The organism is Streptomyces sp. YJ-C3, from assembly GCF_053891275.1.
The window spans coordinates 5,156,601-5,181,400 of record NZ_CM132685.1; the positions used below are offsets into that span (position 1 = coordinate 5,156,601).

A 24,800-nucleotide genomic window follows, 5' to 3' on the forward strand; every position below is an offset into this window, starting at 1 on the left:
CCTAGCATCGCCGCATGGATGTCGACGTACGCCACAACCCCTCGTTCGCCGTGGCCCGGGTGGTCCCGGCCCCCGGTGAGTCCGTGCGGGCCGAGGGCCGGGGCCGGGTGGCCGCCGCCTGCTACGGGGCACTGGACCGGGTGGAGTTGGGTCCGGGCGAGACGCTCGTCCTGGACTCCGGTCATCTGGTCGCGTTCGAGGACGGCCTGTCCTGTGCGACACGGAAGGTGACCCGCGGTCTGCTGCAGACGCTGAAGTCGGGCGAGGGGCTCGTCTTCGAGTTCACCGGTCCCGGCCGGCTGTGGACGCAGAGCCGCGATCCCGGCGCGCTGACCACCTGGCTCACGGCCGAACTCCCGTTCAGCCGCGGCTAGCGGCGGCATCCGGACCGACGACTGTGGGGGCGTCATGAAGGACATCGACATGAGCAGGGCACGCTTTCTGGGCCTCGCGGGGGCGGTCGGCGCGGGGGCACTGCTGCCGGCGGGCGCCGCGGCGGCGACGGCCCGCGGACGCTCCTGCGGGCTGTCGCACCGGGGTGTCGTGTACGAGGTCGGCGCGGGCGAGACACCCGCGACGGCCTGGAGCGCGGCGCGGGCCCGCGCCGATCTGCGGGCGATCCGCGACCGGCTGCACGCGGACTCGGTGAAGATCACCGGTGACGGGGTCGAACGGCTCACCGGCACCGCCGAGCAGGCGGCCGAACTCGGGCTGCGGGTCTGGCTGGAGCCGACGCTCGGTGACGTGCCCGCCGGCGACATCCTGGACCATCTCGCGCAGACCGGCCGGTTCGCGGAGCGGCTGCGGCGGCAGGGAGTGCCGGTCCACCTGAACGTGGGGTGCGAGTTCCTGCTGTTCGTCCCCGGCATCGTGCCGGGCGCCACCGCCGTCGAGCGGATCGAGAACCTGGCCAAGGGCCATGTCGACCCGGTGCGGACGGCGCTGAGGCTGCGCCGGTTCACCGCGCGGGCGGCGGCGGTCGGGCGGTCCGTCTTCCACGGGCCGCTGTCGTACGCGGCGGCGCAGGACGAGGGCGTGGACTGGGACCTGTTCGATCTGGTGTGCCTCGACTACTACGGGACCTTCCCCAGCGCGGCGGGGCACGTCCGGGAACTGCGCAGGCACCGGCGGCCCGGGAAGCCGCTCGCGATCACCGAGTTCGGTACGTGCACGTTCGAGGGGGCGCCCGGGAGCGGCGGCATGGGCTGGGACGTCGTCGACTACGCGAAGGACCCGCCGGAGATCAAGGGCGGCCTGGTCCGCAGCGAGCGGACGCAGGCCGCCTACCTGACCGAGGTGCTGCGGGTCTTCGACGCGATGGGCCTGTACGCGGCCATGGCGTACACCTTCGTCACGCCGGACGCACCGCACCGTGACGAGCCCCGGCTCGACCTGGACATGGCGAGCTACAGCCTGGTCAGGCCGGTCCGGGACCGCCCCGCCGATCCGGGCTCAGCCTGGCACTGGGAGCCGAAGGAGTCGTTCCACGCGCTGGCTCGGGCCTACTCCGCGATGACGTGACGGCCCGCGCCGCGGAGTGCAGTGACTTCAGCGCGATGAGAAGGACCCCGATGTCGTCCAGGTAGATCGGGTCGGGGAGCAGGTCGACCGGCGAGATCGTGTAGACCACGGCGGCCCAGAACAGCGCTTTGCTGCGCAGCGGGATCCCCGCGTCGACGAGGAGTCTGCGCGCCTGGAAGACACGCACGAGCAGATAGCCGGCGGCCGCCAGCATGGCCACGGCCGCCACCGCGGCCAGGACGAACCATGTGCGGTCATCCATCAGTCGTCCACCTCTGTCCGGTCCCGGTTCGGGCACCCGCGCTCACGGCAGGATGGAGTCCACGTACCCGCCATCGACCCGTACCGCACCTCCCGTGGTCGCCGATGCCTGGTCGGATCCGAGGTAGACGACCATGTTGGCGATCTCCTCCGGCTCGATCAGACGGTGCAGGAGCGACTGCGGCCGGTGCTGGCGCATGAAGGCGCGCTGCGCCTCGTCCCACGGCAGGTCCCGGTCCACGAGTTCGTACACGAAGTCCTCGACCCCGCCGGTGTGAGTGGGACCCGCGAGCACCGAGTTCACCGTGACCCCGGTGCCCGCGGCCCGCTTGGCGAATCCGCGGCTCACGGACAGCAGCGCCGTCTTGGACATGCCGTAGTGGATCATTTCCGCCGGCACCACGACGGCCGAGTCGCTCGCGATGAACTGCACCCGGCCCCAGCCGCGCTCCATCATGCCCGGCAGGAACATGCGGGTGAGCCGGACGCCCGCGAGGACGTTCACCTCGAAGTAGCGCCGCCACTCGTCGTCGCTGATGTCGAGGGGTTCGGCGGAACCGAAGATGCCGAGGTTGTTGACCAGGATGTCGGCCTCGGGCAGGGCGTCGGCCACGTGCCGGGCGCCGTCCTCGGTGGCGACGTCCGCGACGACCGGGACCAGATCGGCCTCCGGGGTCTGCCGGGTCAGCCGTTCGATGCTCTCCCGCACACGCTCGGCCGAACGTCCGTTGACCCCGACGCGCGCCCCGGCCCGGGCGAGGCCGGTGACGATCGCCGCTCCGATGCCCTGGGTGGAGCCGGTGACCAGCGCCGTCCGACCCGTCAGATCGATCCGCATGCTCCGTTTCCTCTCCTCGGCCGTGGGCCGACGTTGTCACACGTACGTCCGGTGTCCGGGTGCGGCGCACCGCCGGTCACGCGACGATGGGGCCGACTCGGGGCGGAACTCGACACGAGGAGATCGACGCCGTGCTCATCATCGTCGCGATGGTCCTGGGAGGACTCAGCGTGGTCTGCATAGGCATCACCGCCCGTCAGTGCGCGACGGACGACGTCGCGCTCGGTCCGCCGGTCGTCGCCCTGCTGACCGCTTTCACCTCGGTCGCGCTGATGCTGACGGCGACCGCCTACGGGCACTGACACCCGCCGGCGGGGGCCGTCACAGCAGCCGGTCGTCCTCGTCGACCAGGTGGACGGCGGCCTCCTCGGCGGAGGCCGCTCCGCCGTCGAGGCCGACGTCCTCCGCGAGCATGTCCTTCTCGGCGTCCTCGTGTGCGCCCTCGTCCGGTGCCACGAGCCGGCCCGCGCGCAGATCGCCGACCTCGTCGTCGAGCGGTTCGCCGTCGCCGTCGGCCAGATCGCCGACCCCGTCGTCGTCCTCCTCGTCCGACTCGAGCGCCTCGTACGCGTCGATCACGGGGTCGGGGCGTTCCTCGGCCAGCCGCTCGTCGAGGCTCTCGCCCTCCCGCTGCTCCGCCGCGGTGGTGCCCGTGTGCTCGACACCGAGCGGGCGCTCGGGGGGCGACCACCCTTCGTCGTACGGGTCGACTCCGCGGTCGCTCAGGGTGTCCTCCGCGTCCAGGACGCCCTCGTCCTCCCGCGCGTCCGGGTCTCCGGGCTGGTACACCTCGTCACCCATGAACGCCTCGTCGTTCCGCTCGGTCATCCCGTGTCACCTCGTCTCCCAGTCCCCGTGCCTGTTCGTCTCCTGTCCCCGTCACGTAACCAGCCTGCGCCACGTCACGCATATCGGCCCCTCAGCCGTGGGATTTACGGAGCGCCCGGGGCTTTGGTGAAGAATCTGCCATATATGCGCAGTTCCGGCGTTACATCCCTCAGCGTCCGCCACGGGCCGAGGTCCAGGTGCGGCGAGGGCGGGCCCGGGGCCGGGAACGCGGACCACGGTTCTCGATCCGACCTCGTCGCGGATATTGACAGGCTCATGACTCACAGGGAAATTGGCTGAGCCACTCTTCCAATTGGAGTCGCCCGTGTCCGCAGAGCTGCTCTCGATCCTCGTCCTGGCGGTCGTCTTCGTGATCGCCACCACCCGCTCCGTCAACATGGGAGCCCTCGCCTTCGCCGCGGCCTTCGCGGTCGGCGGGCTCGCCGCCGACCTCGACGCCGACGCCGTGTTCGCGGGGTTTCCCGGGGACCTGTTCGTCGTCCTGGCCGGGGTCACGTATCTGTTCGCCATCGCCCGCGCCAACGGCACGACCGAGTGGCTGGTGCACGCCTCGGTCCGGCTGGTGGGCGGCCGCGTCGCGCTGATCCCCTGGATGATGTTCGCCGTCACCGCCGCGCTCACCGCGATCGGCGCCGTCAGCCCGGGGGCGGTGGCCATCGTGGCACCGCTGGCGCTCGGGTTCGCCGCGCAGTACGGCATCAGCCCGCTGCTGATGGGGATCATGGTGGTCCACGGCGCGCAGGCCGGCGGCTTCTCGCCGACCAGCGTCTACGGCTCGACGGTGAACAGCATCGTCGCCCGCGAACACCTGCCCGGCAACGAGGGCGTCCTCTTCCTCGCGAGCCTCGTCGTGAACACCGTCGTCGCCGGCATCGTCTACACCGTGCTGATGCGCCGCGGCGGCGTCCCGGTCCGCGCACCCGAACGTGCCGCGGTGGCGGTCGGCGGCGACTCCACGGCCGCGTCGAACGAGTCACCGGAGCAGGCGGCGGACGGGACCGCGACCTCGCCTCCCGAGGAACCGCGGCTGGACGGACCGCGCATCGCCACCCTCACCGGTCTCGTGGCGCTGGTCGTCGGCGCCCTCGCCTTCGACCTCGACGTCGGCCTGACGGCGATCACGATCGCGGTGGTGCTCAGTGTGGTGTGGCCCGCGACGAGCACGACCGCGGTCGCCGAGATCTCCTGGTCCACGGTCTTCCTGATCTGCGGCGTGCTCACCTACGTCGGCGTACTGGACGAGATGGGCACCATCAAGTGGGCCGGGGACGCCGTCAGCGGCATCGGTGTCCCGCTGCTCGCCGCCCTGCTGCTCTGCTACATCGGCGCGATCGTCTCGGCGTTCGCCTCGTCCGTCGGCATCATGGGCGCGCTGATCCCTCTCGCCGTGCCGTTCCTCGCGGCGGGCGAGGTCGGCGCGGTGGGCATGGTGGCGGCGCTCGCCGTCTCGGCGACCGTGGTCGACGTCAGCCCGTTCTCGACGAACGGGGCGCTGGTGCTCGCGAACGCGGAGGACGTGGACCGGGACCGGTTCTTCCGTCAGTTGATGCTGTACGGGGCGGGGGTCGTGGTGGTCGCCCCCGCCGTGGTGTGGCTGGCGTTCGTGGTGCCGGGGCTCGGCTGAGGTGAGCGTCGTGGCGCGCGCGAGCATGCGCGGCGTCGGCCGCCCTGTCCTGTCGAGTCGGCCGCTTCGGGCACCGATCCGTACCCCATGGGGTGGCGCTGACCCATGATCCCTTAGGTGATCTTGTACGGGTGGCAGGTCTGACCTTGTCGGTTCCTTGTCGAACTCCCGATCGGAACGAGGTCGTCGCATGCGCCGTACCGGATTCCTGGCCCTGGCCGCCGCCCCACTGCTGTGGGGCTTCAGCCCTCCCGCCGAGCCCGCCGCTGCCGTCACCGTGACCGCCCCGGTTGCGGACTCCGTGCACCCGACGGGCGGCAGCCTGTTCGTGACCTGGCAGAACGGCACCGGGCGGGAGGTGGACATGTGGCTCGTGCGCGGCGGCACGGCCCGTGTGGTCCAGCTCGCCGCGAAGCTCACCGACGCCCCGTCGGGCGAGACCGCCACGGTCCTGCCGAAGGTGCCGGAGGGCGCGGGCTACGCGATCGAGGTCGTCGCCCGCGACGGCGGCGAACAGGGCTACAGCGCGCCGTTCACCGTTGCCGCGGGCGGCACGGGGGCCGCGGGCGCGACACGTCGGACACCCGCGGCCGCTCCCGCAGGAGCCTAGGAACGCAGCTCCACGTCCTGCCGCACCGTGCCCGACGGCCGCTGCACGGTGACCAGTACGGCCCGTGGCGCGTGCCGGGCGGCGGAGATCACCAGTGTGTGGGTGCCCGGGGGCAGCGCGTCCACGCCGTAACTGCCGTCTGTCACCGGGGACTTGGCGAGGCGCTTGCCGCGGGCGCTGATCACCGTCACCCATGCGGGGCAGCCCTCGGGGTGTGCGGCGCAGTACACGCGGCCCTCGACGCGCGCCGTCCCGGTGGGCTCGGACGCCCGTAGGTGAGGCTCGTTCCAGGCCGCCATCAGGGCGCGGGTGCGCCGCTGCATGGGCGAGGCGGGCGCCTGCGCGGTGCGGCCCTCCGCGGCGATCGGAAGGCCGGCCTGCTCGGCGTAGGCGGCGAGGGTCTCGTCGAGGGCGTCGAGTTCCCGCAGCGCGGTCTGCAGGCGGCGGGCGCGCGGGCCCGGCGGGGCCGGGGCGAGTTCCGCCTCCAGCTCACGGACGAGCGGGCCGATCCGCCGCCAGGCACCGTCCACCTCGCCGCTCGCGAAGAACCGGTCGAGTTCCTTGAGGGACGCGGTGAGGGTGGCGGTGACCAGTCGGGCGCGTTCGGCCAGGCGCGGCGCCAGGTCGACGTCGATGTCGGCGGCCACCGCCAGCGCCCGGGCGTGGCCCGTCGCCGTGGCGAGGAGCGCTGCCCGGTGCTCGGCGGCGGGCCCGCGCACCCCGACCGGCATCCGCACCAGCGGCCGTACGACGCTCTGCACCTGGCTCAGCGCGGCGTCCACCGCGCGGGCCGCCCCGCGCAGCCGGACCGGCTCGTCCGGCCGGGACCAGCGCTGTTCGACCTGCATGACCACCTGGGCGAGCGCGTCGACGTAGCCGCGCTCGGCCTCCTTGACGACGGTGCGGCGGGACAGCGGGAAGATCAGGGCGGCGCAGGCGGTGGCGACGAGGATGCCGATGCCGTTGTCGAGGAGCCGCTCCCCCAGCAGGTGGTTCATGCCGCTGTCGGGCGTGGTGAGGGCGTAGAGCTGGACGAGAGCGACGACCAGGCCGACCACCCAGCAGGCGTAGGCGCGCTGCATGCCCCAGGCGCCGAGGGTGAGTCCGGCGACGATGACGGCGAGGGTCGCGTACACGTGGTCGCGGCCGATGAGGTGCAGGACGACGATGCCGAGGACGGCGCCGATCGCCGTGCCGACCATGCGGTGGCCGAACTTGCGCAGGCGTTCGTGGGTGGTGTTGGTGCCGAACAGCGTGATCATGACGCCGACCAGGCCCCAGTAGAAGCGGTGCGGGTCGATGGCGTCGGCGATCGGGCAGACGATGGCGGCGGCGACGGCGGCGTGCACGGGGACGCGGACGAACGGGACGGCGCGGCGCCAGCCGGACTCCGAGCCCGCGGCGAGGACGCGCCGGGCGGGGCCGGCCGAGCCGGGCAGCCGGTTGTTCTCCAGGGCGACGGTGGGCTGGAACGGGACGTCGGCCGGGCTGGTCGACGCGGTGTGGCCGAGGGCGAGCCAGTCGCGCAGGGACGCGGCGAGCGAGTCCAGGAGGTGTCCGATGCGACGGGCGAGCACGGCGGCCTCGACGTGGTCGGCCGGTGCGGTCGCGTCGCCCAGGATCGTCTCGGCGCGCTCCTGGATGTGGGCGGCGGCCGGGCGCAGGCCCTCCGCCTGGCCGAGGGGGGTGTCGCGGGCCAGCACGAGGCCGACGGCGAGCGCTTCGCGCAGGGGCTCGGGGACGGGCTGCCGGGTCAGGTCGGCGGCCGCCTGGCCGATGCCGCGCAGGGCCAGTTCGGCGTCGAACAGGTGGCGGTGCAGCAGTTCGGCCGCGGCCGGGTCGGCGGCGACCTCGGGCTGGGCGAGCCGGCCGTCGATGGTGACGGTGGTGATGTTCAGGCGGCGCAGCGAGCGGTTCATCCGGCGCACCGCTCGTTCCCGGTCGGCGTCGGGGTCGAGCGTGTCGACGGCGGCGTCGGCCACTCGCCGGGCCTCGACGACGAAGGCCCGCTGGGTGCGCAGCAGGTCCTCGCGGGGCATGGGGTAGCACAGCAGCAGGCGGGTGGCGAGGACGGCCGCGGCGGAGACCAGGGCGACGGCGAACGCCTTGCCGACGAGCGCCGTCGGGATGCCCGCGAGCATGCCGACCATCAGGCCGTTGAACAGCATCATGCCGGTGAGCAGGGCCATCGGCCCGAACCGGGCGAGGAAGAAGGTCAGCGCGAGCGCGGTGATCATCAGGACCATCTGCGGGACGCGCTCCCCGTTCAGGGAAGCGCACAGCCACAGCACCGCGGTGTACGGGAACGGCATCCACAGGATGGCGCGGGCGAGCCGGTCCCAGGTGTTCTCGGCGACAGCGAACGCGCTCATCAGGCCCATCATCCCGGCGACCATCATGCCGATCATGGGCGGGATCGACAGGGCCTGCGCCATGCCGTAGCCGACGGCGAGGGAGGTGACCATGGCGACCAACGACCGCCATCCGGACTGGAGTTGGCCGAGTCCGGGGTCGGCGGCGAGCACCCAGTCCCACCGTCTGCGCGGCCCGGCGACCCGGTGGGGGGCGAGGTCCGCGGCGGTCCGGTGCGGGGCGGACGTGTCCGGCAGTGTGTCCGGGGTGGTCAACTGGCCTCCGATTCCATGGCGTTCACAAGTACGGCGATGGCATCCCGCGCGGCCGAGACCGCGCGCTCCGAGTCGTCGATACCGCCGTCGAGAGCGGTGAGCAGGGCGGCGGCCATCCGCTGACGGCCGCGTTCGAGCAGTTCGCGCCCGGCGGGCGTGAGCGATGTCTCGACCGCGCGCCGGTCTGACGCGCAGCGCTGCCGTTCGACGAGCCCGGCCTCTTCGAGCTTCTGCAGGATCACGGTGACCCGCGGCTGCGCCATCCCGGTCCGGGCGGCGAGCTCGGTGACCCGGCGCGGTGCCGGTTCGAGCGCGTCGAGGAGTGCGACCTGACTGCGCGTGAGTCCGAACTCACCTGCCCGGAACAGGGCTTGGGTGAGCTGCCCGATCCCCCGCAGCAGACCGCGGGCGGCGCCTTCGATGCGCCGGGCCTCGAAGGTACCGACGGACTCCGAGGATAGATGCATACGGAAATTATATACATGTCAGATACAAGCACTCGGTCCGGGGTCCGGCCCGGCCCTACGACGCCCCGGTCGCGGCCGTGCCGCGGGTCTCGTTCGATCGACGTATCCCGCCGCACGACGCGGCCGCGCCCGGCGCCGTGGTGGGAGGATCCGGACATGGACGGGGGGATCCTCGAGCGGGATCTCGAACTGCAGCGACTGGCCGCCGCCGTACGGGACGCCGCGGACGGCGCGGGCTGTGTGGCGCTCGTCGTCGGCGAGGCCGGGATCGGCAAGTCCTCCCTGGTGCGAGCCCTGCCGGGGGTCCTGCCCCGCGGCGCGCGGCTCCTGGTCGGGTACTGCGACGACCTGGCCACGGGCCGCCCCCTGGGACCGCTGCGGGACCTCGCCGGCGGCGTGGGCGCGGAGCTGGCGCGGGCGCTGCGCGACGCGGGCGACCGGTACCGGGTGCACGAGGCGCTGTACGCGGAGCTGGCCGGCGGTCCGCGCCCCGCGGTGCTGGTCGTGGAGGACGTGCACTGGGCCGACGAGGCCTCCCTGGACGCGTTGCGTTATCTGGTGCGCCGGGTCGACGGGCTGCCCGCCGCGATCGTCCTCACCTACCGGGACGACCAGGTCGGCCGCGGCCATCCGCTGCGGCAGCTGCTCGGGCTGCTGTCGGGGGTCGCCCGGGTGCACCGGCTGCCGCTGGCCCCGCTGTCGCCCGGGGCGGTGCGCGCCCTGAGCGCGGCGGCGGATCTCGACGCGGCGCAGGTGTACGCGGTGACGTCGGGCAATCCCTTCTTCGTCGCCGAGGTGATCGCGGCGGGCGACACCGGGCAGGTGCCGCCGACCGTCGTCGACGCCGTGCTGGGCCGGCTGCGCGGCCTCGACGACGCGGCCCGGGACGCCCTCGAACAGTTGGCAGTGGTGCCCTCGGCGGTCGAGCGTCCCCTCGTGGACGCGCTGCTGCCGGACGGCGACAGCGCACTCGCGGCGGGGGAACAGGGCGGGCTGCTGGTCGTGGCGGTCGACCGGGTGGCGTTCCGCCACGAGATCATCAGGCGCGCCGTCGCCGACTCGCTGCCGGCGGCGCGCCGGATCGCGCTCGACCGGGCCGTCCTGTCCGCGCTGGTGACGACCCCGGGCGCCGACCGGTCGCGGATCGTGCACCACGCGGCGGCGGCCGGGGACACCGGGGCCGTGACGCGGTTCGGGCCGGGGGCGGCCCGGGACGCGGCGCGCGCGGGCGCGCACCGGGAGGCCGCCGCCCATCTGCGGCTCGTGCTGCGGCACCGGCACCGGTTCGGCCCCGCCGAACAGGCCGATCTGCTGGAGCAGTTCGCGGTCGAGAGCTACACCATCGGGGATGCGCGAGCAGCCGTGACGGCCCAGCGCGACGCCGTCGGGGTCCGCCGCGAGCTGGGCGACCTGCGGGCGCTGGGGGCGGATCTGCGCTGGCTGTCGCGCATCCACTGGTGGGCCGGCGACGCGGCGGCGGCACAGGCGGCCGCGCGCGAGGCGCTCACCGTGCTCGAACAGGCCGGTGACAAGCGCCTGTTGGCGCTCGCCCTGAGCAACACGGCACAGCTGCGCATGCTGTCCGACGCGTACGCGCAGGCCGTCGAGTACGGCGAGCGGGCCCTGGCGCTGGCCCGCGAGGCGGGCGACACGGCGATCCTCGCGCACGCCCTCAACAACGTCGGCAGTGCCCGCTGGCGGTCGGGCGACCCCTCGGGGCAGCGTCAGCTGGAGGAGAGCCTGCGGGTGGCGCTGGCGGCCGGCGAGGTGGAGCACGCCTGCCGGGCGTACGCGAACATCGTCTGGTCGCTCCTCGACGACCTGCGTCTCGCCGAGGCGGACCGGTACCTCACCCCCGCCACGGAGCTTGCCGACCGCGCCGAGCACCTGGGGTTTCTCACCTACCTCCAGGTGGAGCGGGCGCTGCACCGGTTCGCCGCGGGCGACTGGGCGGCGGCCGAGCGCTTCGCGCTGCTCGGCGCCGATGTGTTCCCGCCCGCCCGCTGCCCCGCGCTCACCGTGCTCGCCCGGATCCGGATCCGGCGCGGCCACCCGGGTGGCGGTGAGCTCCTCGACGAGGCCTGGCGGATCGCCGTGGGCACCCGTGAACTGCAGCGCACCGGGCCGGTGGCGGCGGCCCGCGCGGAGGCCGCCTGGCTGCGCGGCGACCGGGCAGGTGTGGTCGCGGCCGCCGCGCAGGTGTACGCGCGGGCCCGGCGGCTGTCCGCCCCGCAACGCGCCGAACTCGGCTACTGGCTCAGCAGGGCGGGCAGAACCGTGCCGCCCGACGGCTCGTGCCACCCGTACGCGCTCCAGGCGGCGGGCCAGTGGGACAAGGCGGCCCGGCTGTGGCGGGAGGCGGGCTGCCCCTATGAGCACGCGGCCGCCCTCGCACAGAGCCCGGACCCGGCGGACAAGGTGGGCGCGCTCTCCGCCCTGGACGCCATGGGCGCGGTTCCGCTGGCCCGCCTGGTCCGGGCCGAGCTGCGGGCGCTCGGCGTGCGGCGCGTGCCGCGCGGCCCGCACGCGGCGACGCGGCACAATCCGGCAGGGCTGACCGACCGCCAACTACAAGTGACACGGCTGCTGTTGGCGGGCCTGACGAATCCGGAGATCGCCGACCGGCTCGTCGTCTCCGTCCGTACGGTCGACCACCACGTCAGCGCGGTCCTGGAGAAGCTCGACGCGCCCACCCGGCGCCGGGCCGCCGCGCGGGCCCGGGAACTCGGGCTGCTGCCGGGCGGCGAAACATAGGCAGGCGGCGGGCCAGAGGTGGGTGGCGGGCACGCATGCCGGGGCGGGCCCGCGGCCGTAGAACGAGCGGACGACGTCCATCAGGCTCGGGGGGCCGCATGACCACCACGCCCGCACAGGCGGCGCGCCGTGAACTGAAGTCTTTTCAGGGCGAGTTGACCGGTCCGCAGGATTCGGGGTACGACGAGGCCCGCGCCGTCTACAACGCGATGATCGACCGGCGCCCCGCCCTCGTGGCGCGCTGCGCCGACGCGGACGACGTCGCGCGTGCCATCGGCTTCGCCCGCCGGCACGCGCTGCCGCTCGCGGTGCGCGGCGGCGGCCATCACGGCGCGGGCCTGGGCACCTGCGACGACGGAGTCGTCGTGGACCTGGCGCCGCTGGACTCCGTGGAGGTCGACGCCGCCGCCCGCACGGTCCGCGTCGGCGGCGGCGCCACCTGGGGGCTGGTCGACGCGGCCACCCACGAGCACGGCCTGGCCACCCCCAGCGGCATCGTCTCCACCACCGGCGTCGGCGGCCTCACCCTCGGCGGCGGGCTCGGCCATCTCTCCCGGCGCTGCGGCCTGACGGTCGACAACGTCCTGGCCGCGGAGGTCGTCCTGGCCGACGGCACCCAGGTACGGGCGGACGCCGACGAGCACACGGATCTGTACTGGGCGCTGCGCGGCGGGGGCGGCAACTTCGGCGTCGTCACCGCGTTCACGTTCCGGCTGCACGAGGTGTCCACGGTCGTGGCAGGACCCAGCTTCTGGCCCGCCGAGCAGGGCGGCGACGTCCTGTCCGTCTACCGGGAGTTCATTCCGTCCGCGCCCCGCGACGTCAACGGCTTCTTCATGTACGGGACCGTGCCTGCGGCGCCCCCGTTCCCCGAGGAACTGCACCTGCGCAAGGTGTGCGGCGTCGTGTGGTGCCACACGAGCGGCGATCCCGAGGCGGCGGGTGCGGCGATGGCGCCGTTCCTCGACCGGCTCCCCGGCCCGCTGCTGCACGCCGTCGCGCCGATGCCGCACCCGGCCCTGCAGTCGATGTTCGACGAGCTCTACCCGCCCGGTCAGCAGTGGTACTGGCGGGCCGACTTCGTGCGGGACATCCCGGACGAGGCCGTGGCGCTGCACGCCAAGTTCGGGCCCGAGGCGCCGACCGTGCAGTCCGGGATGCACCTGTACCCGATCGACGGAGCGGTGCACGACCACCGGGCGGCCGACACGGCGTTCCACTACCGGGACTCCAGGTGGGCGAGCGTCGTCGCGGGCGTGGACCCGGACCCGGCGAACGCCGAGCTCCTCAGGCGCTGGACGGTCGACTACTTCGAGGCGCTGCATCCCTTCTCGGCGGGCGGCGCCTACGTGAACATGATGATGGACGAGGGGCAGGAGCGCGTACGGGCGAGCTACCGCGGCAACTACGCGCGGCTCGCCCGGATCAAGGCGGCCCTGGATCCGGAGAACCTCTTCCGTCTCAACCAGAACATCGAACCCGATCCGGCCTCCCGCTACGAGGCCCGGCCCTGACCGTACGAGGAGAGCGCCGACGCGCCGCGGCGGCTTCGGGAACGTAGCGTTGCGCGCATGTGCTGGAGCGCGACGGCGGATCTGGTGGCGGGCAGCGCGATCACCGCGGTGGGGGTCGCGTGCGTGGCGCGCGCGGCCCGCACCCGACCGCGTGCCCTGCCGCTCGCGGCGCTCCCGCTGCTGCTCGGTGCCCACCAGATCATCGAGGCGGTGATCTGGACCGAGGGCGGTGGCCGCGGGCCCCTGGTCGTCGCCTGGGCGGTGATCGCCCTGCCGCTGCTGCCGCTGTGGGTCCCGGTGGGCGTGCTGTGCGCGGCACCGGACCGGGCCCGCCGACGCCTCGTGGTCCCGCTCGTGTGCGGCGTCGCGACCTCCGCCGCCCTCGCGTACGTGCTGGCGACGAAGACGGTCACGGCCGGGATCCGCGGCCACACCATGGGCTACGAGATCGGGCTGCCGCACGCCGGATGGCTGATCGCGGGATATCTGGTGGCGACGATCGGTTCGCTGCTGCTGTCCGGCGACGGGGGCCTGGTCCTGCTGGGCGGTCTGGTCGCGGTCGGCGCCGCCGTGTGTGCGGCGCTGTGGCGCTGGGAGTTCATCTCGACGTGGTGCGCCGCCGCCGCGCTGTGCTCGGTGGTGCTCTACGGCTGGGTCCGCCGGGACGCACCGGCCGCCGACCGGGACTGAGCCCCTCCCGCCCGTTCTCCCGCGTGCCGCGCGCAAGCCCCCGCTCCCCCGGCCCCTCCCTGCGGGCGCCCCATCCTTGCTACACCCATGCGCGAGAGTTAGAGTCTCTAACAGACGCGATGAGTCATCACACCCGATGTCGCCGCGCGCGTCCGCCGAAGGGATTCCCATGACCAGCACCATGACCACCGCCCGGCCCCTGCACTGCGTCCTCGGCTCCGGCCCCGCCGGGACCGCCCTGGCCGAGGAACTCGTGCGCCGCGGTCACCCCGTGCGCCTCGTCGACCGCACGGGCGAGGGGCCCGCCCTCCCCGGCGTCCGGCGCCTCGCCGCGGACGTCAGCACTGCGGAGGGCGCGCGCATCGCCGTCGACGGGGCCGCCGTCGTGTACCACTGCGTCAATGTCGGCTACCACCTCCAGGTCGCGGTGATGCCGAGCATCCAGGAGGCCGTGCTGGGCGCGGTGGAGGAGAGCGGGGCGCGCCTCGTCGTCCTCGACACGCTGTACCCGTACGGCGGGACGGGTGGCGCGGTGATGACGGAGGACTCGCCCTGGCAGGCCACGACGCGCAAGGGGCGGATGCGGGCCGAGCTCGACGAGAAGTACCTGGCGGCGCACCGTGCGGGGCGTGCCCGGGTGGCGCTGGGCCGGTCCGCCGACTTCTTCGGACCCGGCGTCCTCAACTCGACGCTGGGCGGCGCCGTCTTCCCTGCCGCGCTGACCGGCGGCGAGGTGCCGGCCCTCGGCGACATCGACCAGCCGCACAGCTACACGTACATACGCGATGTCGCGGCCGGTCTCGCCACGCTCGGCGAACGCCCCGACGGCGACGGCCGCGTCTGGCACCTGCCGACCGACACGGCGCTGTCCACCCGCGCCGTCCTCACGATGGTCGAGCGGCGCACGGGGCGGCCGCTCCGGCTGACCGCGGTGCCCGAGCCGCGGCCGTTCGGGCCGTTCGACGAGCGGTTCATGGCCGAGTACGCCGAGATGTTCTACCAGCACACCGAGCCGCAGATCATGTCGTCGGCCGCCTTCGAGGGGCACTTCGGCGTCCGCCCCACCCCGCTCGCCGAGGCACTGGACGCCACCCTCGCCTGGTACGGCGCGTGGCTGAGCGCCCAGGCCACGGCGGGCCGGCGTTGACGACGTGATCAGTACGGCTGGCGCTTGATCTCCTTGATCTTGAGCATGCGCGTGATGACCTTGTCGAGCTCGGCGTCGTCGAAGACCTTCTTCCAGTCGTCGCGGACGATCGACTCGCGGCCGAAGTCCATCGCGATGAGGCAGGCGTCGGAGAACGGGTTGGAGCCCTTCAGCGTGTTGGCGAGGGCGACCTGGGTGTGGCCGAGCAGCATCGCGCGGGCGGCCTTCTCGGGGACGCCGACGGTGTGCACGGTCTCGTGCAGCGCCTCGGTGAGCAGCGCGCCGACCATGCAGGCGATCGTCTCGACGAGCGTCGGCTCCAGGACGGCCAGCTGCTTGACGGTCACCCAGTGGACGTCGACGACGGGGGCGCACATGACGCGGATGACGGAGTCGGCGAGGGCCTGCTTCCCGGCGTCGCCGCCCTCGTACGCGGCGACGACCTCCTGCGGGGCGGCGATCCCGCCGAAGGTGTCCTGCCACTCCTCCTTGGTGGTGCGCTCCAGGAAGACGGACGGGTGGCAGGGGTGGGCGCAGGCGTAGTGCACGTCATCGCGGGCGAACAGCAGGCCCGCGTACGCGGCGGCCGGGTCGAGGGTGAGGACGACGGCGCCCGGCTTCATCAGCGGCACCAACTGCTCCGAGACGGTGCCGATCCGGGCGCTGCTCCAGGTGTGGATGGAGCGGGTCAGCGACATCGAGGGCACCGTCAGCGGCACCCTGTGCGAGCACGACGCCGTGCTCAAGGCGATCCGCGACCGGGATCCGGAGGCCGCGGACCGGGCGATGACCGAGCACATGCGGATGGCGAGCGCCCGTCTGCGGGAGTCGATTGCCCCGGCGGACGACGGCGACCGGTCGGCCTGACCGGTCGCGGCGGTCAGCTGAAGGTACGGCGGTACGCCTGCGGGCTGACCCCGGTCGTGCGCTTGAAGCGGTCACGGAACGCGGTGGGCGAACCGAAGCCGACCTGGGCGGCGATCCGTTCCACCGGATGCCCGGTGGTCTCCAGGAGGTGCTGGGCCTGCCGGATGCGGGCCCGGTGCAGCCACTGCAGCGGAGTGGTGCCGGTCTGTTCGCGGAAGCGGCGCATGAGCGTGCGGGTGCTGACGCCCGCGCGGGCGGCGATGTCGGCGAGGGTGAGCTCGCTGTCCAGATGGTCCCGGAGCCAGGCGAGCAGCGGTTCGAAGGTCGACCCCTGAGGTGCGGGCGCGTGGTCGTGGACGATGAACTGCGCCTGCCCGCCCTCCCGTTCGAGGGGCATGACGGAGAGCCGGGCCGCGTCCGCCGCCACGGCCGAGCCGTAGTCACGGCGGATCAGGTGCAGACACAGGTCGAGGCCGGCGGCCGCGCCGGCCGAGGTGAGGATCTGCCCGTTGTCGACGTACAGGACATCGGGGTCGACCTCGACCTCGGGGTACGTGGCGGCGAGCAGATCCGCGGCGATCCAGTGGGTCGTCGCGCGCAGTCCGTCCAGCAGACCGGTGGCGGCCAGCGGGAAGGTGCCCGAGCAGATCGACGCGATGCGGGTGCCCTGCGCGGCGGCCGTCCGCAGTGCGTCACGGACGGCGGGCGGGAGCGGGGCCGTGGGCGTGGCGGTACCGGGCACGATGATCGTGTCCGCACCCTTGAGGCCCTCCAGCCCCCGGTGCGCGCGGATCGTGAACGCGCCCGCGTCCACCTCGGCACGCTCGGCGCACACGCGGACCTGATAGCCGGGGCGCCCGTCCGGGAGGCGGGTGCGGTGGAAGACCTCGATCGGCGTGGACAGGTCGAACGGGATCACCTGGTCCAGCGCGAGGACGGCGACGATGTGCATGGCCAGAACCTACCCCTTCACCTGGATGACGCCACAGCCTTCGACGGGAACAACGATGGATCTGACCTGCGAGAAGACTTCCCGGAAGGCTGCCGGGCGGACTTGGCGATATTCCGTTGACAGTCGTCACTATTGCCACTGGGACGGGCGGGCGCGGCTGACTAGCGTCGACGGCGATCCCGGCTCCCGCCGGGCCCGTCGCACATGAAGGAACCTCCCCCCATGCACGTCCAGATCGTCCTCTTCGACGGCTTCGATCCCCTCGACGCCGTCGCCCCGTTCGAGGTGCTGCACGCGGGCGGTGTCGCGTCCGGCGGCGCGGTCCGGGTGGAGCTGGTCTCCGCGGAGGGTCCGCGCGACGTGGTCAGCGGGACCGGCGGATTCACCCTGCGGGCCACCGCCGCCCTCGACCCGTCGCGAGCGGGCCTCGTGCTGGTGCCCGGAGCCTCGGGGCGCCTCGGCGAGCCAGGCGAGGTGCCCGACGAGGACACGGCCGGGGACTCGGTCCCCGTGCTGCTGGGCCGCACGCTGGACACCGGGCTGCCCGCGCTGCTCAAGGCCGCGATGGACAACCCCGAGCTGACGGTCGCGACCGTCTGCGGCGGCTCGCTCGTCCTGGCCCTGGCCGGGCTGCTGGAGGGCCGCCCCGCCACGACGCACCACCTGGGCCTGGACCTCCTGGACGCGACCGGTGCGCACGCGGTGGACGCCCGGGTCGTCGACGACGGCGATCTCGTCACCGGCGCCGGTGTCACCTCTGGGCTCGACCTGGCCCTGTATCTCCTGGAGCGCGAGGTGGGCCCCCAAGTCGCCCACGCTGTCGAGGTGTTGTTCGCCCACGAGCGGCGCGGCACGGTCTGGCGGGCCACGGGTCCGGAGCCCGCCCGGCTCTGACCGCGTCCCCGCACGCTCACATCCCGAGAAGAGAGAAGAACCATCGCATGTCCGTCGAAGGCATCTGGGACCTGGCCGTCGTCACCCCCATCGGCACGATCGAGGCCGTCGTCGAGCTCCGCCGGGAGGGCGCCGGTCTCACCGGCGTCGCGCACGGCGCGGGCGAGGAAGTACCGCTGAAGGAAGTGGAGTCGACCGGTGACCGGCTCACCTGGAAGCAGGCCGTCACCAAGCCGCTGCGGCTGAATCTGGCCTTCGCCGTGACGGTCGACGGCGACAGCCTGAACGGCACGTCCCGCGCCGGACGCCTCCCCGCCTCGAAGGTCAGCGGCACGCGCCGCCCCGTGGCGACGGGCGCGGGCCACTGACCATGGCGAAGCTCCTGCTCTCCCTGCACGTACTGGCCGCCGTCCTGACGGTGGGGCCGGTCACCGTCGCCGCCAGCATGTTCCCCGCGTCCCTTCGCCAGGCGCTCGGTCCGGCGGGCGACGCCGACGCGCTCTCGACGCTGCGGACACTGCACCGCATCTGCCGGGTCTATGCGGGCGTCGGCATCGCCGTACCGCTGTTCGGGTTCGCGACGGCGAGCAGCCTCGGCGTCCTCGGCAGTGCCTGGCTGATCGTCTCGATCCTGCTGACCGCGGCTGCCGCCGCCGTACTGGCGCTGTGGATCCTGCCCGCACAGGAAGCGGCCCTGGCCACGGCGGAGCGGACCGACGGCTCACCGCTCCTGCGGGGCGGCAGCCAATTGGCCATGCTCACCGGCGTGTTCAACCTTCTCTGGGCCACGGTCACCGTCCTGATGATCATCCGCCCCGGCTCCACCACGGGGGTGTGACCATGCGCGTACATCCTCTGCGCATCGCGGCGCACACCGAACTCCTCTCCCTTCTGGTGCTGTTGGGGAACCTCGCGACCGTCCACCTCCAGGCCGTCTCCTCGCTCATGGGGCCCACGCACGGCTGCACCTACCTGATCGTCGTCGTCGCGACCTGGCGGCACGGCCGGGCGGACGGCGGGGCGAAGGCCGTCGCACTGGTCCCCGGCGTCGGCGGACTCCTCGCGCTGCGCCGGCTCGGCCAGGACAGCGCCGTGGCCGCCACCGGACCCTGAAGTCCGTTCCGGCGCTGAACATCTGACGAACAGTCGGCGAAGCTCGGCAGCGGACCCGCCACAGGGTGCGGCGGGTCCGTAGCGTCGGCCCCATGGGATGGCTCGAGATCACCTTCACGGCCGCGGGTCTGCTGCTCGGCGCCGTCTCCATCGTCACGCCGTTCGTCGCGGACCGGCGGGCCCGGCGCAGCAGACGCATCGGCTTCCGCAAGCAGATGGACATCGCCATAGGACACAACGGCCGGGTGAGCGGGGCCGATCCGCGGCTCGGCCTGTTCAACGACCTGCCGGCGATGCGGGACGCCACCCTCGTGCTGCTGCGCATCGAGAACGACGGCTCGCGGTACATCGAGGAGTCGGACTACATCGATCCGTCGACGCAGTACGGGCTCACCGCCGAGTTCCCCGGGCGGCGCATCGAGGCCCAGGACGTGACGCTGCCCGCCGAACACGCCAACCTCATGGGCTACTTCGAGAACCAGCCCGGGCTGCTCGTCGCCGGTCCGGGCACGCTGCGCATCCCGCGCGTCCCGCTGAAGCCGGGCGCGTACTACAAGATCCTGGTGCTTCTGACGGGCGGCCAGGAGGCTGACCCGGTCGCCGTCACCGGCGACATCAAGGACGGCACGCTCCACGAGAACCACAGCCTCACCCCGGACGAGAAGCCGCCGGTGTTCAGCAAGCAGGCCCGCTGGACCACCGTCGCGCTCGGCCTCGCACTCATCGCCGCCGCGACGCTGCCCCCGCTGATGCCGTCCCCGCTGCCGGACGACTGCGCGACGGGCGCCCTGCGGCTGACGGGCTCCACGGCGTTCGCGCCGGTCATGACGGAGCTGGCGCAGAAGTACCGGGAGCACTGCGGCGGCCGCCCGGAGATCACCGTCGCCGCCCACGGCAGCCGCACGGGGGTGCGCGAACTCGCCCTGTCCGGTGGCCGCTCGGAGCAGGGCGCGACGGTCATCGCGTTCTCGGACGGGCCGCGCCCGGCGAGCTACACCCGGCTCGCCGAGAGCCGCGTCGCGATCTCCCTGTTCACCCTCGTCGTCCAGGACGACGTGCGCCTGAGGAACCTGTCCGTCGCCGACGTGCGCCGCGTCTACCGGGGCGAGATCCGCAACTGGTCGCAGCTCGGCGGCCCCGACCTGCCCGTGGTCCTGGTCAGCCGCACCTCCGGCTCCGGCACCCGCAGCGCCCTCGGCCACCGGGTCCTCGCGGGCGCCGACGAACCCCCGGCCTCCTCCGACGACTGCGTCGCCCGTACCGTGCGCGGCGCCGCGGTGCTGCGCTGCGAGCTCGACTCGACCGAGCAGGTCCTCGACACCGTGGCCCGCACCCCCGGCGCGATCGGCTACAGCGAGCTGCGTGCCGCGTCCCCGCCGGAGGCGCCGCGCGGACTGCACCGCGTCACCCTCGACGGCCACACCCCCGACCCCGACCGCCTCACCACCAGCGGCTACCCGTACCGCGAGATCGAGTACGCCTACACCTACGGACGCCCGCCCGCGGACTCGCCGGCGTCGAGCTTCCTCTCGTACGCCGTCGACAACGGGACCGGCAAGGGCGTGGTCGCGACCTACGGCCATCTGCCCTGTGGCACGGCGGTCGGCCTTCAGGTGTGCGACAAAGGCGGCTGAACATACAATTTATGGGTATTTCGGGCGCTCGGAGCGCCCGGGACGGCGAGGTGACGTCATGGCCGGACAGCCTTCCCCCCTGCTGCGCCGAGCGGCGCGCGTTCCCGTGACCGCGGCGGTGGTGTGCGCGAGCGTGTTCGCCGCGGGCCCGGCCCTGGCCGACGACGGGAGCTCGACGGATCCCGGCGCACAGCAGCTGGCCGCCGACGCGAAGAAGGAACTCCTCGACGCGCGCTCCCTGCATCTGGTGCTGGCCAACCGCGCGGACGGCGACCGGGACGCCCGCGCTCCCGCCGCGTTCGACCTGCGTCTCGACGAGGACGGGAACTGCGCCGGGTCGCTGCGGATGGGCACCGGCGGCGCCGACGGCGGCAGCGTCGACCTCGTGAAGCGGGGCGACGAGGTGTGGATGAAGCCGGACGCGACGTTCTGGAAGACGCAGGTGTCCGGCGGCTCGGGCGAGCTCGCGGCGCAGTTGTTCGGCGACAAGTACGTGCACGGCACCACGGACGACCCGATGCTGGACGGCCTCGCGGACGCCTGCGACCTGGACGCGTTCCGCGGGCAACTGGAGAGCGGCTCCGCCCGCGACGCCCAGGAGAAGCTCACCAAGGGCGCCACGACCACCGTCGATGGCACCCGCGTGGTCCCGCTGACCGGCCAGGACGAGGACAACCGGATCACCCTGTACGTCACCGAGGACGCGCCGCACCGTCTGGTGCGGGCCACCGAGCAGGGCCCGGACGAGAGCGTCACGATGACGCTCACCGACTACGACCGCCCGGTCCCGAGCAGCACGCCGTCGGCGGACGAGTCCGTGGACGTCTCCAAGCTGCGCGACGTCGACCCGAGCGGGACGCCGCCGCAGGTCTAGTCGGTGACCTTCGGGTACCGCACGAAGAGGATCCCGTGGACCTCGCCCCGCGGGGCGCTGTAGCGGTGCGGGGCGTCGGCCCGCCAGTGGGCGTGGCCGCCCGGGCCGACGGTCTGCGGCCGGTCGGGGAGGCCGACGACCGCGGTGCCGGACAGCACCATGAGGCTCTCGGTGGTGTGCGGCACATGGGCGGTCGAGTCCTGCGTGGCGCCGCCGGCGATGGTGACGCGGAAGACGTCGGTGGCGGCTCTCTCGTCCTCGTACCGCTCCAGCAGGACCGCGGTGACGGCGCTGCCGGAGACGCCGCCCGCGCCCTCGGCCACGCCCGCCGGCGGGTCGTCCAGGACCGCGCTCAGCGGACTGCCGAGCGCGGTGGTCAGTGCGTAGAGGGTCTCCAGGGTGGGATTGCGCAGCCCGGACTCCAGCTCCGAGAGGGTCCCCTTGCCGACGCCCGAGCGACGCGCGAGCTCGGACAGGGACAGGCCCCGGTCCAGGCGCAGCCTCTTGAGTCTGCGTCCCACCTCTTCGTTGAGGCCCATCGTCCCGGCTCCCGTCCGTCACCGCGGCTGCGTCCGACATCGGTTTGTTGACGGTTCACCGCCCACCTCCTTAGTGTTCCATAAACAGAACGTTCCGTTTATGGAACGCCTTCTGCCCCTGCCGCACCTCCGGAAGTGATGCCCGCATGTCCCCACTCGCCCGCCTGCGCGCCATCGCACCGCCCTCGGCCGTCGCGGCGGGGCTCATCGCCGTCACCGTCGGGGTGACCAGCTCGGCGGCCCTGGTCTTCACCGCGGCGCGCGGCGCCGGGGCGGACGCCCGGGAGATCTCCTCGTGGATGCTCGCCCTGGGCGTCGGCCTCGCCGTCACGTGCGCGGGCCTCTCGCTGCGTTTCCGGGCTCCCGTCGTGACCGCCTGGTCGACGCCGGGCGCCGCGCTGCTGGCCACCGGGCTCAGCGGTGTGTCGATGGGCAAGGCGGTCGGGGCGTTCGTGTTCAGCGCCGTACTGATCCTGCTCAGCGGGCTCACCGGCTGGTTCGCCCGCGTCATGGACCGGATCCCGGTCCCGCTCGCGGCGGCGCTCCTCGCGGGGGTGCTGCTGCAGTTCGGCACCGGGCTCTTCGCGGGGATGGACGGCAGTTTCGCGGTCGCGTTCCCGATGTTCGTGCTCTACCTGCTGGGGCGCAGGCTGCTCCCCCGGTACGCGGTCCTGCTCGCGCTGGGCGGTGGCGTCGTCGCCTCCGTGCTGACCGGGGGCTGGCACCTGGAGAAGGTCAGGCTCTCGCTGGCACAACCGGTGTTCACGACGCCGGAGTTCGACTGGAAAGTGCTCGTCAGCGTCGGGGTGCCGCTGTTCGTGGTCACCATGGCCTCGCAGAACCTGCCGGGGGTCGCCGTACTGCGCGGCTCGGGCTATCAGGTACCGGTCTCGCCGCTGCTGACCTGGACCGGTGCGGTCCAGGCCGTGCTGGCCCCGTTCGGCGCGTTCGGCATCAACCTGGCGGCGATCACCGCGGCGATCTGCACCGGCGAGGAGGCCCACCCGGATCGTGAGCGGCGCTTCCTCGCGGCCGTGTGGGCGGGGTTCTTCTACCTGTGCGTGGGGCTGCTCGGCGCCACCGTCGCCTCGCTGCTGGTCGCGATGCCGCACGCGCTCGTGCTGGCGGTCGCCGGCATCGGCCTGCTCGCCACCATCGAGGGGTCGCTGGCCTCCGCCCTGTCGGACCCGGCCTCGCGGGAGGCGGCCGTCGTCACCTTTCTCGCCACGGCGTCCGGGGTGACGCTCCTCGGTATCGGCTCGGCGTTCTGGGGACTGCTCGCGGGAGTGCTCACCAGCGCCGTCGCCTCGCTCGGGCGCCGCAGGAACCCGCAGGAGAGCCCGGTCACGCCCGAGCCCGGCACACCTGCGCGAAGCGGCGCGTGAACCGCGACCACGCCGCGACCGCCGCGTCCTCGTCGGCCACCGCCCGCGCATGGATACGGTCCCTGTCGACGCCCCGCGCGGCGAGCTGGTCCCGGTCCCATCCGGCGATCCGGTCGGCGTCGGCCTCGGGGTGGAACTGCACGCCCCACGCGCTCGCGCCGACCCGGAACGCCTGATGCGGGCAGTCGTCGCTGGACGCCAGCCAGACGGCGCCCGGCGGCAGTTCGGTGATCGCGTCGACGTGCCGCTCGATCGCGGGCACCGTCGCCCCGAGCCCGTGCAGCAGCGGGTCCCGGTCCGCCTCGGGGCGCAGCCGGATCGCGGTGCTGCCGTACTCGGGCCGCCCGTGCTCGGCCCGCACCACACCGCCCGCCACCTGGGCGAGCAGTTGCCCGCCCAGGCAGATGCCGAGGAACGGGGTCGCGTCGGCCAGCGCCTGGCTCACCAGGCTGCGGGTGGCCGGAAGCCACGGCGCGCGCTCGTCGTCGTCCGGCAGGAAGCCGCCGCCGAGCACCACCAGCGGGCGCCCGTCGAGGTGCTCGGGCACGGCCTCGCCGTCGTACGGGCGCAGCACTCGCGTCTCGACGCCGGCCTCGCGCAGCCAGGTGCCGACCCGGCCGGGGCCACCGCTTCGGGTGTGCTGCACGACCAGGACGGGTCCGGAGCCGCGCTCGTCCGCCCGCATGATTCGGCTCCCTTGTTCGACACCCCTGTTGATCAGTGCAGGAGATCAGGGCGCCGCACGCCGCGTCAACGCCCGAGTGCGCCCCTACGCTGGGAAACATGCCCCCTGCATCGTCCGCCGCCGCGTCGGCCGCCGCCCGCTTCACGGGGCGGCGGGCCGTCGAGCAGCGCCCTCGGTCCGGCAGCCTGACGGAGGTCGTCCTCGACGACGGGCACGTGGTGATGGTCAAGCGGGCCGGCTCTCCCGACGCGGTGCGGGCGGAGGCGGCGGGGCTGCGCTGGCTCGCCGACGCGGGCGCCGTCGCCGTGCCCAGGACGTACGGGTACGACGCGGGCCGGCTCGTGACCGACCGCGTGGCCGACGGCCGGGCGACCGCCAAGAGCGCGACGCGGTTCGGCCGGGACCTGGCCGCGCTGCACGCGGCGGGCGCCCCCGCGTTCGGCGCCCCGCCGCCCGGCGGAGGCGTTCATCGGCCTCGCGCCGATGCGCAACGTGCCGGGCACCGACTGGCCGCAGTGGTACGCCGAGCACCGGGTGCTCCCCTACCTGCGCCTCGCGGTGGACGACGGCACGCTCAGCGCCGCCGAGGCGCGGACCGTCGAGAAGGTCCTCGGTCTGCTGCCCGGTCTCGCGGGCCCCGCCGAGCCGCCGGCCCGGCTCCACGGCGATCTGTGGAACGGCAACGTGCTGTGGGGCCCCGGCGGTGCCGCGTGGCTGATCGACCCGGCCGCGCACGGCGGGCACCGGGAGACCGACCTGGCGATGCTGCGGCTGTTCGGCGCCCCGCACCTGAGGCAGATCCTCGACGGCTACCAGGATGCGGCGCCGCTCGCGGCCGGCTGGCAGGACCGCGTCCCGCTGCACCAGCTGTTCCCGCTGCTGGTGCACACGGTGCTCTTCGGCCGCGGCTACGCCGAGCAGGTCCTGGCCGCCGCCCGGAGCTTACTCCCGTAGC

General features: G+C 73.5%; 25 protein-coding genes and 2 pseudogenes. 18 read left to right on the forward strand and 9 right to left on the reverse strand.

Annotated features, from left to right (window positions below):
* The first annotated feature begins 14 nt into the window (after positions 1-14).
* Positions 15-374 (forward strand): AIM24 family protein, encoded by a 360-nt coding sequence (locus ACVHNB_RS22985; protein WP_428956820.1) that lies wholly within the window; start codon positions 15-17, stop codon positions 372-374.
* Positions 375-423: 49 nt separating this feature from the next.
* Positions 424-1,521 (forward strand): abortive phage infection protein, encoded by a 1,098-nt coding sequence (locus ACVHNB_RS22990; RefSeq protein ID WP_456225748.1) that lies wholly within the window; start codon positions 424-426, stop codon positions 1,519-1,521.
* Here ACVHNB_RS22990 and ACVHNB_RS22995 read toward each other — a convergent pair.
* Both ACVHNB_RS22995 and ACVHNB_RS23000 read right to left on the reverse strand, forming a co-directional pair.
* A complete protein-coding gene (locus ACVHNB_RS22995) occupies positions 1,418-1,783 on the reverse strand; it encodes a YkvA family protein (protein ID WP_428956818.1) in 366 nt (121 codons plus the stop codon). The two genes, ACVHNB_RS22990 and ACVHNB_RS22995, sit on opposite strands and share 104 nt — an antisense overlap.
* A 42-nt stretch (positions 1,784-1,825) precedes the next feature.
* On the reverse strand, positions 1,826-2,620 hold the full coding sequence (locus ACVHNB_RS23000; protein WP_428956817.1) for an SDR family NAD(P)-dependent oxidoreductase: 795 nt from the start codon (positions 2,618-2,620) through the stop codon (positions 1,826-1,828).
* Positions 2,621-2,751: 131 nt separating this feature from the next.
* Between ACVHNB_RS23000 and ACVHNB_RS23005 the strand changes: the two genes are divergently transcribed.
* Positions 2,752-2,922: a hypothetical protein gene (locus ACVHNB_RS23005; RefSeq protein ID WP_428956816.1), complete on the forward strand. Its 171-nt coding sequence runs from the start codon at positions 2,752-2,754 to the stop codon at positions 2,920-2,922.
* Between the two features lie 19 nt (positions 2,923-2,941).
* Here the strand turns inward: ACVHNB_RS23005 and ACVHNB_RS23010 are convergent, their stop codons facing one another.
* Positions 2,942-3,448 carry a DUF5709 domain-containing protein gene (locus tag ACVHNB_RS23010; RefSeq protein ID WP_428956815.1) on the reverse strand — a complete coding sequence of 169 codons (507 nt, stop codon included), beginning with the start codon at positions 3,446-3,448 and terminating at the stop codon, positions 2,942-2,944.
* A 325-nt stretch (positions 3,449-3,773) separates the two neighbouring features.
* Between ACVHNB_RS23010 and ACVHNB_RS23015 the strand changes: the two genes are divergently transcribed.
* Together ACVHNB_RS23015 and ACVHNB_RS23020 are read left to right on the forward strand one after the other, a co-directional pair.
* A complete protein-coding gene (locus tag ACVHNB_RS23015) occupies positions 3,774-5,093 on the forward strand; it encodes an SLC13 family permease (protein ID WP_456225749.1) in 1,320 nt (439 codons plus the stop codon).
* A gap of 190 nt (positions 5,094-5,283) precedes the next feature.
* Entirely contained in the window at positions 5,284-5,703 is a 420-nt protein-coding gene (locus ACVHNB_RS23020) for a Ser-Thr-rich GPI-anchored membrane family protein (protein ID WP_428956813.1), read from the forward strand.
* Here ACVHNB_RS23020 and ACVHNB_RS23025 read toward each other — a convergent pair.
* Entirely contained in the window at positions 5,700-8,330 is a 2,631-nt protein-coding gene (locus tag ACVHNB_RS23025) for an FUSC family protein (protein WP_456225750.1), read from the reverse strand. The genes ACVHNB_RS23020 and ACVHNB_RS23025 overlap by 4 nt on opposite strands.
* Positions 8,327-8,797 (reverse strand): MarR family winged helix-turn-helix transcriptional regulator, encoded by a 471-nt coding sequence (locus ACVHNB_RS23030; protein WP_456225751.1) that lies wholly within the window; start codon positions 8,795-8,797, stop codon positions 8,327-8,329. Before ACVHNB_RS23030 ends, ACVHNB_RS23025 begins: the two co-directional genes overlap by 4 nt.
* A 156-nt stretch (positions 8,798-8,953) precedes the next feature.
* Between ACVHNB_RS23030 and ACVHNB_RS23035 the strand changes: the two genes are divergently transcribed.
* The 4 genes from ACVHNB_RS23035 (at position 8,954) to ACVHNB_RS23050 (ending at position 14,902) form a co-directional block, all read left to right on the forward strand.
* A complete protein-coding gene (locus ACVHNB_RS23035; RefSeq protein WP_456225752.1) occupies positions 8,954-11,551 on the forward strand; it encodes an ATP-binding protein in 2,598 nt (865 codons plus the stop codon).
* A gap of 98 nt (positions 11,552-11,649) precedes the next feature.
* Entirely contained in the window at positions 11,650-13,065 is a 1,416-nt protein-coding gene (locus ACVHNB_RS23040) for an FAD-binding oxidoreductase (protein WP_428956809.1), read from the forward strand.
* Between the two features lie 57 nt (positions 13,066-13,122).
* Positions 13,123-13,755 (forward strand): DUF6629 family protein, encoded by a 633-nt coding sequence (locus tag ACVHNB_RS23045; protein ID WP_428956808.1) that lies wholly within the window; start codon positions 13,123-13,125, stop codon positions 13,753-13,755.
* A gap of 181 nt (positions 13,756-13,936) precedes the next feature.
* Entirely contained in the window at positions 13,937-14,902 is a 966-nt protein-coding gene (locus ACVHNB_RS23050; protein WP_456228930.1) for an NAD-dependent epimerase/dehydratase family protein, read from the forward strand.
* 8 nt (positions 14,903-14,910) lie between these two features.
* Here the strand turns inward: ACVHNB_RS23050 and ACVHNB_RS23055 are convergent, their stop codons facing one another.
* Positions 14,911-15,600 carry a phosphogluconate dehydrogenase C-terminal domain-containing protein gene (locus ACVHNB_RS23055; protein ID WP_456225753.1) on the reverse strand — a complete coding sequence of 230 codons (690 nt, stop codon included), beginning with the start codon at positions 15,598-15,600 and terminating at the stop codon, positions 14,911-14,913.
* On the opposite strand from ACVHNB_RS23055, the pseudogene ACVHNB_RS23060 reads away from it, so the two are divergent.
* A pseudogene (locus ACVHNB_RS23060) lies at positions 15,557-15,769 on the forward strand (FCD domain-containing protein); the annotation flags it as partial. The gene ACVHNB_RS23055 and the pseudogene ACVHNB_RS23060 overlap by 44 nt on opposite strands.
* Positions 15,770-15,782: 13 nt before the next feature.
* Here the strand turns inward: ACVHNB_RS23060 and ACVHNB_RS23065 are convergent.
* On the reverse strand, positions 15,783-16,721 hold the full coding sequence (locus ACVHNB_RS23065; protein WP_428956806.1) for a GlxA family transcriptional regulator: 939 nt from the start codon (positions 16,719-16,721) through the stop codon (positions 15,783-15,785).
* A gap of 222 nt (positions 16,722-16,943) precedes the next feature.
* Between ACVHNB_RS23065 and ACVHNB_RS23070 the strand changes: the two genes are divergently transcribed.
* The 6 genes from ACVHNB_RS23070 to ACVHNB_RS23095 all read left to right on the forward strand — a co-directional run bounded on the left by ACVHNB_RS23070 (position 16,944) and on the right by ACVHNB_RS23095 (position 21,236).
* A complete protein-coding gene (locus ACVHNB_RS23070; protein ID WP_428956804.1) occupies positions 16,944-17,615 on the forward strand; it encodes a DJ-1/PfpI family protein in 672 nt (223 codons plus the stop codon).
* 47 nt (positions 17,616-17,662) lie between these two features.
* On the forward strand, positions 17,663-17,983 hold the full coding sequence (locus ACVHNB_RS23075) for a hypothetical protein (protein WP_428956803.1): 321 nt from the start codon (positions 17,663-17,665) through the stop codon (positions 17,981-17,983).
* A 2-nt stretch (positions 17,984-17,985) separates the two neighbouring features.
* Positions 17,986-18,453 (forward strand): hypothetical protein, encoded by a 468-nt coding sequence (locus ACVHNB_RS23080; protein ID WP_456225754.1) that lies wholly within the window; start codon positions 17,986-17,988, stop codon positions 18,451-18,453.
* Between the two features lie 2 nt (positions 18,454-18,455).
* Complete coding sequence (locus ACVHNB_RS23085; RefSeq protein ID WP_428956801.1) at positions 18,456-18,728, forward strand: DUF3817 domain-containing protein; 273 nt, start codon at positions 18,456-18,458, stop codon at positions 18,726-18,728.
* Between the two features lie 92 nt (positions 18,729-18,820).
* On the forward strand, positions 18,821-20,362 hold the full coding sequence (locus ACVHNB_RS23090) for a PstS family phosphate ABC transporter substrate-binding protein (RefSeq protein ID WP_456225755.1): 1,542 nt from the start codon (positions 18,821-18,823) through the stop codon (positions 20,360-20,362).
* A gap of 58 nt (positions 20,363-20,420) precedes the next feature.
* Positions 20,421-21,236, forward strand: coding sequence for a hypothetical protein (locus ACVHNB_RS23095; protein ID WP_456225756.1), 816 nt, complete (start codon positions 20,421-20,423; stop codon positions 21,234-21,236).
* Here ACVHNB_RS23095 and ACVHNB_RS23100 read toward each other — a convergent pair.
* A complete protein-coding gene (locus tag ACVHNB_RS23100; RefSeq protein ID WP_428956798.1) occupies positions 21,233-21,775 on the reverse strand; it encodes a helix-turn-helix domain-containing protein in 543 nt (180 codons plus the stop codon). The two genes, ACVHNB_RS23095 and ACVHNB_RS23100, sit on opposite strands and share 4 nt — an antisense overlap.
* Positions 21,776-21,921: 146 nt before the next feature.
* On the opposite strand from ACVHNB_RS23100, the gene ACVHNB_RS23105 reads away from it, so the two are divergent.
* Positions 21,922-23,160, forward strand: a complete 1,239-nt coding sequence (locus tag ACVHNB_RS23105; RefSeq protein WP_456225757.1) for a benzoate/H(+) symporter BenE family transporter — start codon at positions 21,922-21,924, stop codon at positions 23,158-23,160.
* Here the strand turns inward: ACVHNB_RS23105 and ACVHNB_RS23110 are convergent.
* Complete coding sequence (locus ACVHNB_RS23110) at positions 23,120-23,845, reverse strand: type 1 glutamine amidotransferase (protein ID WP_456225758.1); 726 nt, start codon at positions 23,843-23,845, stop codon at positions 23,120-23,122. The two genes, ACVHNB_RS23105 and ACVHNB_RS23110, sit on opposite strands and share 41 nt — an antisense overlap.
* A gap of 98 nt (positions 23,846-23,943) precedes the next feature.
* On the opposite strand from ACVHNB_RS23110, the pseudogene ACVHNB_RS23115 reads away from it, so the two are divergent.
* Positions 23,944-24,799 (forward strand): annotated as a pseudogene (locus ACVHNB_RS23115) (fructosamine kinase family protein).
* Position 24,800: the final 1 nt, after the last annotated feature.